The organism is Psychrobacter sp. R86515, assembly GCF_042466315.1.
Lineage (GTDB): Bacteria > Pseudomonadota > Gammaproteobacteria > Pseudomonadales > Moraxellaceae > Psychrobacter.
In genome coordinates, this window is sequence record NZ_JAXHCC010000001.1 from 2,829,586 (window position 1) to 2,842,852 (window position 13,267).

Below are 13,267 nucleotides of genomic sequence, written 5' to 3' on the forward strand. Positions count from 1 at the left end.
GCACGTGTACTAATATGATAAAGGTAAAGCCATATAATGATGAAGTTCCGCGAAAAATGGTTTTGGGCATTGTGCCTTGCAGTATTAGTACATGTTGTGGTTTTCTTTATTTTCTATCTCAACACTCATCAGACAGATTCAGTAGAAGTAGCTGATAGCCAAACAAACACGACTGAACCTACCGTTATCAACAGTATAAATCTACCTGAAAAGGTCTATACCACTAGTGTCACCAGCACCAAGACACCTAATGACAATAACGATAATATAGAAGGCACGGTCAATAAAAAATCTGAGATTGGTGATAAGTCTGAGGTATATCAGCTAGCAAGTAATAATGGGCAAACAGCTAGCGTGGAAAGCAGAAAAGCGCCCCCTTCTTCAGCTGCCAATAACGTCGATAATAAACCCAAAAAACCAGCTTCTACATCGATAGAATCAGCTCAAGCGAACAGTACTGCTCCGCAAAAGGAAAAAGCGCTAAATGTTCAAACAGATAGCAATACTCAATCTATAGTTGCGAACACTGATGATAAATTGGAAGAGATTAAGAACAATGCAAGCTTGTTGGATATAGACGTTCCTGCCCAAAAAATTAACGTCAAAATAGATAAAAACTATCTTTCAGCAAAATCTGAAGTGGAAGCAATAAACGATCAATTGAGTGCCGCTATCAACGAAGTCAAAAAGCGTAACCAGCAGAAAATTGATGAGCAACAACAGTTAAGAAATGAGGCGAATAGCCACAGACTTCCTGAAAATCCTAACTAAGAATATAAGAGTTATAAGTAGTAGCACGAGACCAAATACATTTATATAAAAAAACCCCAGTGATTAACTGGGGGTGGGTCCAATCTCTTCAATAAATATCCAATATTAAACTGTTAGCGCTCTCCCAAACCTTCCGATAAGGTTTTGGTAATTGGCTTAGTCAAATAAGACAATACCGTACGCTCCATCGCTTTAATATCGACAGAAGCTGTCATACCAGGTTTGATGACAATCTCATCACCGCGCCCCTTAAACTCAGCACCATTAATCACAATTAATACACGGTAGTAAGGCTCTTCGCCTTTAGGTGTTTGCTCCATTAGCGTGTCTGGACTGATATAGTTGACCGTCCCTTTCATGGCTCCAAAAATAGAGTAATCATAAGCATCGAGCTTAACCGTCGCTTCTTGACCTTCTTTGACATAAGCAATATCAGCAGGACTGACCTTGGCATCTATAACCAAGTCACTACTAGTCGGTAGGATCTGCATGATGACCTCGCCTGGCTTAACAACACCGCCAATAGTGGTCACGTTGATGTTCTTAATTTTACCTTCTGTGGGCGCCATCAAGCGTTTCTCCTCAAGTACTTGTGCCCGATCTCGCAATTGCTCAAGCTCTGTATCTAACTCTTCTTGAGCTTTTGTCATTTCAGCCTGTGCTTCTTCAAAGTACTTATTGCGCTTGTTATTAATCTGCGCTTCGATATCAGCAACTTGGCGACTGAGTTTGATGACATCGGCTTGACTGACATCGCCATACTTTAATAAAGGCTCATTCATACGCAATTCTTGACGTGCCAGCACTAGCATTTTCTCAAGAGAAGAGACTTCCTCGTTGATAGCTTGACGACGTCTGTTATATAGTGCCCTTTGGTTTTGCACGTACTCAGGATAGTCCTGTACCCCTTTAGGAAATACCAATGGTTTTTCAAAAATCTCAGCATTTAGTCTTGCTAGCTTAGCAGTCAATGCAGCTGTCTTAGAAGCAGAATTATCAACAGCTGCTTTAGCACGCTCTTCCTCCAACACTACCAATAACTGACCTGCCTTAACTTCTTCACCTTCTGTGACAGCCAGCTGAGTCAATACGCCGCCTTCTGACGCTTGGATTTCTTGCGTTCGAGCACTGGCGATTACCGTTGCTTGCGCACGGGTCACTTGGTCAATCTTGGCAAATGACGCCCAGACAATTAAAGTGACGATCCCGATTAATGCTATCCAAATACTCAATCTTGAACGATTAACTTGGGGTTTAGTGGGTGTGTACTTATACTCTGACATGCCTACTTCCCTTGATCGTCTGTTGAATGTTTAGCATTGATGGGTTTTACGCTGATATTTCTTACTCTAGAGGTAGCAGGCTTATTTTCGTCGGCACCTTCTTTCGACGGTTGATTGGTTTTGTTAACGATTCTATCTTTTTGCTGTACGGTGGTTTTATTTTTTGCTTGATCGTTTTTTCTGAGCTCATCAAGTACAGCTTGTTTTGGACCATCGATAATAATACGCTGGTTATCCATAATGATCAGCCGATCTACCAAGTCTAGCAATGCTGTCTTGTGGGTCGAAACAATAAACGTCTGCCCTTTCGTCAACTCCTGACGTAGCACTTGTAGACAGCGCTGCTCTTGTCGATTATCCATGGAAGCCGTTGGCTCGTCTAGCAAAAACACATCAGGTTTGGTCAATAATAAACGGGTAAATGCCACCAGTTGCTTTTGGCCACCTGATAGGCCTTTACCGCCTTCACTGATCGGTAGATCAAGACCACTTGAATGACTGGATACTAAGTTGATTAGCCCTGTCCTGTTTAAAGTCTCTTGAAGGACATCATCATTGGGCGCTGCCATACCGATTAATAGGTTCTCACGCAGGGTCCCTTGGAACAATCGATGATCTTGCTGCAGATAACCCAAGCGCTCACTAAGTGTCTCACGACTGATTTGATGTATATCAAGTCCGTCTAACAAAACGCGTCCTTCCGTGGGTGCATACAGTCCTGCTAGCACCTTAAGCAAGGTAGATTTACCTGAACCAATAGGCCCAAGTATCGCTATACGCTCTCCTGGTTTAATCGACAGTTGCGGAACCGTAATGGCTGGTCGATCGTTGCCTTGGTAATTGAACGACAATCCGTCGCACTGATACGCACCTTTTATATGCGTAGGCGATAATGGATAGGCAACGCCTTGGTTGTCTTGCTCAAGGGCAAATAGGCTCTCAATGTTTAATTTGGCGGCTTTGGCATGAGCGTATTGCACCAGTAGATTGGGTATCGCCATAACAGGCGCCAACACTCTACCACCCAATATCGAGCAGGCAATCAGTCCACCCATTGTCATGTCACCTTGCATGACGACAAACGACCCGACTATCACGATACCAACGTAGCTTACTTGCTGTAGCATCTGCGTAAAATACGTTAAGTTGTCATTAGCATGCTTCATATCCAAATCGTTTTTGATGGTGACATCCATCACATCTAGCCAACGCGAGAGAAACTTCCAGCTGCCTGCCCCGGCTTTTATTGTCTCGACGCCTTCCACAGCTTCTACTAACAGACCTGTCTTATAATAAGAAGCAGTCGCGCCCTCTGATGCAATGGCATCAATTCGTTTGCGTGCAATCAGTCCCATCGTAATTGCAATTACCGCCGCTATTACTGGTACAACAGCGACTAATGGCGAGCCAATAAAAGCTATTAAGCTGATAAAAATAATGGTCATGGGCAAATCGACTAAACCAAAAAGCGTGCTCGCCGTAAAAAAGCTACGTACTTGCTCATAACCACGTAGCTGTGCTGCCATAGAGCCAACTGACCCCGGCATTTGGTCGATACGTACCTTGAGTAAACGTTGAAACACTTCTCGAGATAGGTACTGGTCTAGACCGACGACGACCTTATCCATGATTCTTGAGCGCGAAAACTTCATAAACGCTTCAAACATGATCACCAAGAAGACGCCACTGGCTAAAATGATCAGCGTGTATTCACTACGCGTTGGTATGACACGGTCATAAACCTGCATAGAAAACAGAGAAACGGCTAATGCCAACATGTTAATCAGAAAAGTAGCAATTACGGCTTCAGCTAAAATACCTTTATAATTACCCAAATCAGACTTTAATAGATCAGAAAATGAGGCCTTTCGCTGCTTAATATGATCTTCTTTTAGACGAATACGCATGACCAAAGTCAATTCTTCGGCACGCGTATGTACCTGTTGGTTCGCTTGTCTAAAGTTCCAGCTTTTTTGCGGCGTTTGGCTATCAATCACGCCCCAACCTAAATCCGTTCGATACGCTAGTAAGGGCAAAAAAGCGGCATCAGGCTGCTCTAGTATTTCTGGTGTATCTGTTATGCCAATGCCTTGTAATACTGCAATGACACCGCCTAACTCATGAATGCTTTGACCTTGCCTGTCCGATTGCTCACTATGACGTTTGACGACATCATGGAGCCGTATGTTATCTACTGGATAGCCTTGCTGTCCGAGTAAATGCTTAATCGCATCAGTCAACGTTTCGGTCAGATCGACCTGCTCTGAGTATTGTAGCTCATGATGGTCAACAGACTGAGACGGTGTCTTTTGTAATTGTGCACTCATATTAATCGCTTATTTAATATTTTAGATGGTTGCGTATGTAGGATAATTTACGCCTGTTTATATGACTTTTTGATTTAATTATTTGTCATATTCTCTTGATCAGTTATCGGCGTAATACTGTAATCATCATTTAACATGAGATACTCACCATTGTTCAAGCTTTGCTCTGCCGTCGCGGGCAACTTAATATCGATATATTCTTCTGCTGCGTTGTCTCCATAACCGAAATGACTACTAGCGCGGTTTTTGTCTTGTTTATTGAGCCATTGCTTGACAGAATTGGCTGGACTAAACAAAGTCACTGGGTCACGATTATGAGAAAACTGCTGCCACTGCATGATGCCAAAATCTACTTGTAGTCTATAAAATGCACCTAGCATTTCTGCGCGAGTTTGTACCAGTTGGACTTGATAATCGTTATGCTCACGGACAGCGTTTAGGACTTCAAGCCAAGACTTGCGTCCTGCAATGAATTGCCGGCGATAAGAGCTGACCACAATCTGTGCACCTGCCACAGCAGCAACCAACGAGGTTTCTCTATCTTTGGCACTGACAAACTGCTGATACTGTACTTGAATGTTTTCGATAATATTACGGCGTGCAGCTTCTTGGTTTTGCACTAGGCTGTTGACCTTTGCCTGTGAGGCTCGTGCTAGCGCAAAATTGGAAAATCCAGCACCTGGTGCATAGCTCAATCCCACTGAGAACTTACCATCGTTTTCGTTATCCTCATGATAGTAAGCATGCTCATATTGGGCATAAATGGTTGGGTAACGAGCCGCTTGCTGTGCTTCGACACCTTGCTTAGCGGATTCAATCTGGAAGTGTTCTTTGACGACGGTAGGATTATAAAATCCAGCTCTATCAAACGCCATTCTTTCGAAGTCAACGGATTGCTGCTTGGCTTGATTTACCAATACTTTAAGGTTCGGTATGCTCGTGACACTCATCTGAGACAGTGGTTGACCAATGATTTGTTCTAGCCTAGCAGCGGCGATACGTTGCTGCTCAACTGCCGCTTGATAAGATGTTTGCTCTTGCAATATACGGTTAGTCACCAGATCAAGCTCAATACGAGCCGATACACCTTGACCAACGCGACGCTGCATCATGGCTTCAAAATCATTCAGCTCTTTTAAATTCTCTACATGGACACTTTGTGTAGCGACGGCTTGGATATAGCTCTGCCAAGCATCAATCGTTGTTTTGGCCACTAGGTTTTGCTGCTCATAAATATACTCTACCGCAGCTTTATCATCGAATATGGCTTGATTGACATCTGCGGTGAGCTTACCCCCTGTCCATAGGGGCTGGCGAATGGTCACCTCTGAGACAAAATCATTGTCTCTATCGTAACCTGAGCTTACGCTTGGTGTTGGTAAAAGATTTAATTTGGCCGCATTAATTCCTTCAGTTGTTGCTTGCTGACTCGCTCGAGCCGACCCTACTAAAGGATGCGTTTGAATTGCCTGCGCCACTAAGCTATTGATTTGGAAATCTGCTACTGCTGCGTGTGAAGTCACTGTAAAACATATACCAGTCGCCAAAGTCGTCATAAAATGGCGCACTGAAATGCTACGAAGTAACTGCTTACGATTTGACGAATTTTTCATATTATTTTTCAGTGATCAGCTCTATGAATGTTTTTTGAATAAATGTTGATCTTTTATGCACTAAACCTTACTAAAACTTACCTTATAAGGCAATAAGATAATAATTTAAATAAAGTCTAACCTGTTATATAAGATAGTCTTAGAGCTGCTGTGTCATTGGCCTCAATTCGCCAGTATAGCTCCACACTTAATAAATCATCAGTAAAACCATAACGCTACGTCGAAAAATCAATAGATATTAATTAAATATTTCGTAAAATTAATTTAAGTCTATTACTACTAATAGACTTGGATAATTGAACATAAAAACGTGCGTCTTACTCGCATAAAAATATTGTTTAGCATATAGCATAAAATAAGAGTATAGCTACAATATAAGTTTAAGATAGTTCGTAAATAATGGCATACATTAATTGCTATTTGAATGAAGCCTCCCAAGCCGCTCTTTACGGAGTAAACCTACCATAGCTATTCATAATTGCTTTGGAAATGCTATAACATATGTCTCGACTTTCAGCTCCTAAAGTAATACTAAGATAATGCGTGTCATCATCAGTCCAGTAGTTTATAAGATTCGAACCTATACCAACCAAATTACCTGTCTTTAATCCTAGAATATTAGAATAAGAACGCATAAGCTTATTAGTATTGAGCACTCTTTTGCCATTAAATTCAAAATATTTCAACGAACAAAAAGAAGCTATTGCCCCATACTGGCTGATAAATACTTTGGCAAGCTTACTCATGTCTTGGGCTGTTGTATAAGCACTTTTCTCAAGACCTGAGCAACTGGTCCAATGACTGCCTCTTAAACCAAGAAAGTATGACTGACGAACCATTTGAGTGACGAAAGTCTGTTCAGTACCAGAGTGCCAAGAGGCTAAAGTGAATGCTGCTTCATTAGAGCTAGCGATTAAAGCAGACTCAATAAGTACTATTAACGGTACTTGTTCGCCTTTTTGATAGAACTGATAGTACTCACTACTACCCTTTAATAAACTAACCGGCATCTCTACCGTAGTTGTAACAGGGTCGATTTTATCCTGTATCACTTTATCCCAGACCAACATAACGGTCATCAATTTAGCCAATGATGCCATCATTTTTGGTATTGCTGACTTGTTTTCTATGATAAGACGCTGATCAGTTATCTCATTATTTCTTAATTTAAAACTCTCAACCAATATGGCGGCGTCCGTATCAAATTTTTCCATGGCAGTGCCTCCTATATTGTTAGCTCTGACTTCTAATTACATTCAGAATATTTTAACCTTCTATAAATAGCTTATTGAGTCCAATACCATTAGAGGCTTTAATAAAAACATGGTCATAATCTTCAATAAACTCATGTAGTTTCAAGCTTAAGGCTTGTACATTTTCAAAGTGATAAAGTGTTATATCTAGACTTTTAAGCTTATCAAGCAATACTTTGCTTTGACTACCAACTAAAACCAAAGCTCTGAAATTCATCCTCTCAATGATAGGAGCCAACTGTAAATGGTACTTACTACTGTCACCCCCTAGCTCTAACATATCACCCAAAATCAATACTTTTTGATGGGTAGGTGCCTGTAGCTGTTCAAATGTTTCGAGCGCCGCCTGCATAGATAATGGATTTGCATTATAAGCTTCATCATAAAGTGTAATTGGTCGGTTTTGATAAGTCGTTTCGAGTACTTGCCCTCGCCCAGTCACTGCTTTAAAAGTTTCTAATCGAGTAATGGCGTCATGGATAGGTAAATTATTATGGTTGACCACGGCCAAAATAGCCATCGCATTTAATACCATGTGCTGACCACGGGCCTGTAAATTCAGCAGATAAGTCTGACCATCAACTGCTATCTGTGCTTGTGCCTCTTTTTGATTATAACTAAGTAGCTTAATTGTCGCATCATCATGTTCACCATAGCTGACAACGTGAATACCCCATGTGGTTGCTAAACGCTCAATCAAACTATACTGCTCGATATCTCGGCAAACAATGGCGAGAGAACCTGGCGCCATACCCTCAAAAATACGTGATTTTTTGAGAGCAATAGTCTCAACATTATGATGATACTCAAGATGTGCGGGTGCAATATTAGTAATGAGCGCTATATCAGGGCGGACTAAATTGGTATTGGCAGACATAGAGCCAATCGCCATCTCTAATACCCAATAGTTTATAGAATGAGGCATAGAAGCCAAATTCCATGCAATGCCTACCGGTAGATTTGCACTAGATTGAGTGTAGCTCGCACCGCCGAAACCATTCAGTACATGTGCCAGCATATGCACTGTTGTGGTCTTCCCAGCACTACCAGTAATACCAATCACTTGACCATCAAAGACTTGCCAAGCATATCGTCCAATCGCAATAGTCGCTTCACGTATATCGCGCACGTACAGCACGGGAATACTTGAGTTTTTGTATGCTATAACATCATCAGTGATAATGGCAGAAGCACCTTTTTTCACTAAAGACTCAATCGACTTTTCAGACAAATAGCCCACCGCCATGTTTTTTCCTCGAGCCACGATAATCTGCCCTGACTCAAAACTGGGTGGCCAAATGCATAATCCTGTTGCAGACCAATCTACTGGCGGTGTGACTAGCCACCTACCCTTAGTGGCAAGGACCAGCGAATTGGCCGTTAACACAGGTTGTTTCAAATCCTGACTATCGGATTTTACTGGCTGATTTTTGTCTTCGTTATCTGTATGGACTACATTATGAGTTGATTGATATTTTTTAGCAGCGAGCTTTGGGTAATTAGCCGTTTTTAAAAAATCAAAGTAACCAATAAGCCCTGATAGATAGTGCTCTACATCATCAATTCGCACTCTGAACGAGTGATGGCGGATAAAAAATCCATGTAAAATCGTTTGCGGGGATTTATAAAACATGGCCATTTCTGGAAAGAAAAAACCATTTATAAGATGATTAGCACGCGCATGCAATGCCTGATAAAACCCTTGAACATCAAAACCTGCTAACACATCATGAAACTCCGGATGCTCATCTAGCTTTAATAGCATTTTATGGAACGCCATGGATAGCTCAAGCAATGTCGGAAAAGTAGTGATACGGTTTTTGATAAAATCGGTATAGCCTGCAATATTGTTGACTGCAAACTGAAAATACTTTTTTTCGGGCTTATAAATGATCAGCTCGTTTGAACAGTAAGACAACCAATGGTCATGTGCTTGATGATGCTTGGCTTCAATGAAATAGTCAAAAGCACGAGTGACACAGTCAAGCCAACGTGCATCTTTGGTCAAGCCATATAAACGCATCATTGCAAATGCTGCCTCACCATCATAATAAATGATTCGATTCTTGGCCTTTAGCGTTAAATCTTTACTATGTAAGACATGTATGAAGCTACCATCATCTTGTTGCATCGCGATGATGCCTAGCGCTAATTGCTCTGCCAACGCATGATAATCATCTGCTTTTGGTGTGCCTTTAAACACTTGCAAATATTTAACGATTGCTAATATCGCAACAGCATTTGCGCCTAACTTAATCTCTCCGCCAGTATCAATCACATACGCTTTGTCATCATAGGTTTGAATAAGTTCCTCAATTAGGTAGCTCATGGCATTATCAATACTAACTTTCATATTAGCCAAAGCAAGCTTAGCCTCATCGTTACGATAGGCGTCAAAACTATGACAAGCTTCATAGCCTTCTATCAGTGCATAAGTGCTACTGGCATGGCGCAGGCTATTATAAGTATCTATCGTGCGGCCAAAACAAGGAAAATATCCATACACATACTGGCCAGAAGGCTGCACCTGTCTGGCTAAGTAATTTGTAGACATCTCAATAATAGGCTGAGTCGTCTCTGCCGATAGTGGCAACAACTTACGGTGACCCTTAAAGCGTGGCTGAGTATCAAGGTGATGACATTCACCTGTGTGATCATCTATAAACACACCAGCCGTGTTAAAGCTAATAACGGGTAAATCATCGCTAAATTTTGGAATTTGGCTACTGCCATGGCGCGCTTTTAGATACACGTTCAGATTATTAGCATTAACCCCTGCATGAGAGATCGTGTTACCCTTATAGAGGCAGGCATTGGCATTTAACTCCATTTCGGTGAGCAATAACCATGGCTCGCGCACACCTTCAAATGCAATGCCTGAGCGGTAATAATTGCGTTTGAAGCCCTTTAGACTTTGCTGAAAATTTGACCAAGTAGTGAATGAGACTTGATTGATCCACTCAAGCCTTAGCCAAGCAATAGGATCATCAAACTTCTCTGTTAACTTATCAAGCTTTGCCATTATCACCGGCAATATTTTTTCAAAATCAGAAAAATTATTGGTACTACCTACTTCATCTGTATTTACTAAATGTTCAATAATAAAGGTAATTGTTTTGGCTCTTTTTTGACTATCAGAGACCGACAATATGAAAGTATTGGCCAAATTATCTAACACTATGCCATCTGAGCTGCTTTCTGTTTCGTTATTTAGCTTCGTGAGATGTGACTGCGTCCAGTTATCATAAATAGATGGTAAAAATACTTCTAAATATTTTACTAGAAGATTCGAGTTTATATGTTCATCCATGTCTTTATTGCCCTGTAGCACCTTATGCTTTGTTGTATTTGCATATAAATATACAGCCATTATATTAAGGCTATTTTTTATACTTATTCACTATAGCTCAAAAAAATTAGACAAATATTGTAAAAAACGCCTCCATTTTGGAAGCGTTTTCAAGATAAAAGTTCAACTATTGAATGTTAGATAATGTTGGTAATATCAGTATCGATATAAATCTGTGTAGATGTATCAGCACCTACTTGCCATACATTATATAGCTCATTTTCTGAGGTAATCTGTGCAACATTGGACCAACTATCGCCTTCTAGATCGACTGTATCATCGCTATCACCTCTGATATAGATAGTAGACTCAACATCGCTAACTGCCACATTTAAAGTATTAGCCCCGATGCCACCAATATCAATGATATCAGGCTGCATCATGTCAGCTAAACTAATGACTTGACCTGCGCCCTCAAAGCTTAAAACATCAAGCCCTTCGCTTGAGACAGTCAATGACGTATCAGGAATATCGATAGAAGTTGCATCATCAGCAAGTGTGAAGCTACTGGCACTTACGCGACCTGCAGATGCCCGGCTCTCAGAATCATAGTCGATCGTAATCTCTAGATTTGCAGAAGATGACTCACCATTTGGTGCAGTAATCGTATACTCAAAGATATCTTTATCACCATAAGTACCTGTAAATGTGGCGTTGGCCACATAGTTGTAGCTACCATCCGAATTAATGGTCAATGTGCCATAGCTACCTACTATTTCTGTGCCGTCAATCACAGTTGAGCCATTAACTGTTGATACCACTGTGCCAGTAGCTACCGTATCAGCACCATCAACACCTAAGTCAGTGATAACGTTACCCCCTACCGAGCCGTCAATACTGCCAGCTGGGCTATAGTTAGTAACCACATCGGACACTGTGCTGATGGATAAGCCGCCTAATAAGTCAACGTCTAAAAGCCCCCCGTTGTTACCCAAGGTCACATAATAGGTACCACCACCTTCAAACTCTGGTAATACTAAATTATCGGCGTTCCATCTAGCAGCCAAGACACCATTGCCAACTAACCAGTCTTCTGTTTTGTGTACCAATACAGCATCGTTGCTACCATCTTCAACTCTGTATACCAAAAGATCAAAGTCAATATCTCCAAGACCTAAGAGAGCAGTAAGACCTCCTACGCTTAAGGTAGCAAAGCCAGTGCCATCTACGGTTACTTGCTCAGTCGCATTATTGGGTACCACAAAAGTAAGCCCACTGTTACTACTAAGCAAACTTACCTCTATCGTATCCGAAAGCACGCCAAGATTTAAAAGCCCTCCTACCGTTTTTGTTTGTGTTTCTTGCGTGGTGATGGTGGGCGTGACATTCACATTTAGGGTGGACTCATTGTCTACAGCGGCTGGTGAGGTCGTATCTACTGTAACTGTCACAGCAGGTGCGTTCCCGCTCACATTGTTCACCGCATCTTTGATGTTGTTGACCCCTGCCGTCAAATCCGTACAGTTAAACTTGGGAGATTTGAATCAAGCAGCTTGACGATAATAGTCAAACCATACCTGTCTTGGCGACTTATAGCCTAAACTCTTTTGAATCCTCGTTTGGTTGTAGTACAGCTCGATATAGCCGATGATATCATTGATTGCTATAAACCTTGTTTTATAGTCTTGGTAATACACTAGCTCATTCTTTAATGTGCCCCAGAAGCTTTCTATGGGTGCGTTGTCGAAACAATTGCCTTTACCACTCATCGAGCCTTTGAAATTATGCTGCTTGATGATTTTGTGATAGGCATGACTACAATACTGGCTGCCTCTGTCAGAGTGCACAATCAATCCTTGGCTTGGACGTTTATTCTTGATTGCCATATTGAGTGCACGACATACTAAATCTGCGGTCATTCGCTTATTGATAGCATACCCGACCAGCTCTTTGGTGTATAAATCTTTGACTCCAGCTAAATATAACCAACCCTCATTGGTCCAGATATAAGTAATATCACTGACCCACGATTCATTAGGATGCTTAGCATCAAATTGCTGATTTAGTATGTTTGGATAGACAAGCTTGTTATGGTTGGAATCAGTGGTGATTTTAAAGCGTTTGTGACGACGGCATTTGATGTCATGTTCTTCTTTAATGCTTCTGACCATATATAGGCTAATATCGTGCCCTTGCTCTATCAGCTTTGCGTGCAGTCGATCAGCACCATAACGTGCTTTTGTTTTACTATGTGCCGCTCTGACAAGTAGCTCAGATTGGTTACGGTGTATCTGTTGCTCACTAATATCACGACTCAGCCAGTCATAGTAGCTAGAATGCTTAACCTTTAGTACACGACACATAGTAGTGATACTAAAGAAGAGATCGTTGTTTTTGATAAAGGCGTACTTCACTAACTGTGCTTGGCAAAGTACGCCGTCGCCTTTTTTAATATCTCTCGTTCCTCTTCGGCTACTTTAAGCTGTCGTTTGAGCTGCTTTATTTCCTGAAGAGCCGTCATAAGATCAGGATCATATTGTTCTGTGCCGATAAGCTTGCCTTGATTGGCTTTATTATGCCAATTAGATAAGGTCTGCATGGCGATGCCAAGGTGCTTTGCGGTCGCTGAGATATTGCCATTATTGTCTGATATCTTCTTGACGGCCTCGGCTTTAAATTCGTCACTGTAGCTTCTTATTTTCTTGGTCATGATAAACTCCGATTAATACGC

8 protein-coding genes are annotated in these 13,267 nt (G+C 41.4%); 1 reads left to right on the forward strand and 7 read right to left on the reverse strand.

Annotated features, from left to right (window positions below):
• The first annotated feature begins 36 nt into the window (after window positions 1-36).
• On the forward strand, window positions 37-771 hold the full coding sequence (locus SJY28_RS11610) for a hypothetical protein (RefSeq protein WP_379544570.1): 735 nt from the start codon (window positions 37-39) through the stop codon (window positions 769-771).
• A gap of 113 nt (window positions 772-884) precedes the next feature.
• Here the strand turns inward: SJY28_RS11610 and SJY28_RS11615 are convergent, their stop codons facing one another.
• The 7 genes from SJY28_RS11615 to SJY28_RS11645 form a co-directional block, all read right to left on the reverse strand.
• On the reverse strand, window positions 885-2,054 hold the full coding sequence (locus SJY28_RS11615; RefSeq protein ID WP_057760587.1) for an HlyD family efflux transporter periplasmic adaptor subunit: 1,170 nt from the start codon (window positions 2,052-2,054) through the stop codon (window positions 885-887).
• Between the two features lie 2 nt (window positions 2,055-2,056).
• A complete protein-coding gene (locus SJY28_RS11620) occupies window positions 2,057-4,381 on the reverse strand; it encodes a type I secretion system permease/ATPase (protein ID WP_379544571.1) in 2,325 nt (774 codons plus the stop codon).
• A gap of 74 nt (window positions 4,382-4,455) precedes the next feature.
• Window positions 4,456-5,994, reverse strand: coding sequence for a TolC family protein (locus tag SJY28_RS11625; protein ID WP_379544572.1), 1,539 nt, complete (start codon window positions 5,992-5,994; stop codon window positions 4,456-4,458).
• 446 nt (window positions 5,995-6,440) lie between these two features.
• Window positions 6,441-7,208 (reverse strand): D-alanyl-D-alanine carboxypeptidase family protein, encoded by a 768-nt coding sequence (locus tag SJY28_RS11630; protein WP_296210953.1) that lies wholly within the window; start codon window positions 7,206-7,208, stop codon window positions 6,441-6,443.
• 52 nt (window positions 7,209-7,260) lie between these two features.
• A complete protein-coding gene (locus SJY28_RS11635; protein WP_379544573.1) occupies window positions 7,261-10,557 on the reverse strand; it encodes a Mur ligase family protein in 3,297 nt (1,098 codons plus the stop codon).
• 176 nt (window positions 10,558-10,733) lie between these two features.
• Complete coding sequence (locus tag SJY28_RS11640; protein ID WP_379544574.1) at window positions 10,734-12,008, reverse strand: Ig-like domain-containing protein; 1,275 nt, start codon at window positions 12,006-12,008, stop codon at window positions 10,734-10,736.
• A gap of 72 nt (window positions 12,009-12,080) precedes the next feature.
• Window positions 12,081-13,246 (reverse strand): IS3 family transposase gene (locus SJY28_RS11645; RefSeq protein WP_379544527.1). Its coding sequence is split into 2 segments (ribosomal slippage): window positions 12,081-12,988 and window positions 12,988-13,246, totalling 1,167 coding nucleotides; the frame shifts between segments, so codons are not numbered across the junction.
• Between the last annotated feature and the right edge of the window lie 21 nt (window positions 13,247-13,267).

Bases quoted from the DNA above. Each gene is read 5' to 3' on its own strand.
- SJY28_RS11635 (WP_379544573.1), bottom strand. From the start codon at position 10,557: ATGGATGAACATATAAACTCGAATCTTCTAGTAAAATATTTAGAAGTA.
- SJY28_RS11630 (WP_296210953.1), bottom strand. From the start codon at position 7,208: ATGGAAAAATTTGATACGGACGCCGCCATATTGGTTGAGAGTTTTAAA.
- SJY28_RS11610 (WP_379544570.1), top strand. From the start codon at position 37: ATGATGAAGTTCCGCGAAAAATGGTTTTGGGCATTGTGCCTTGCAGTA.
- SJY28_RS11620 (WP_379544571.1), bottom strand. From the start codon at position 4,381: ATGAGTGCACAATTACAAAAGACACCGTCTCAGTCTGTTGACCATCAT.
- SJY28_RS11615 (WP_057760587.1), bottom strand. From the start codon at position 2,054: ATGTCAGAGTATAAGTACACACCCACTAAACCCCAAGTTAATCGTTCA.
- SJY28_RS11625 (WP_379544572.1), bottom strand. From the start codon at position 5,994: ATGAAAAATTCGTCAAATCGTAAGCAGTTACTTCGTAGCATTTCAGTG.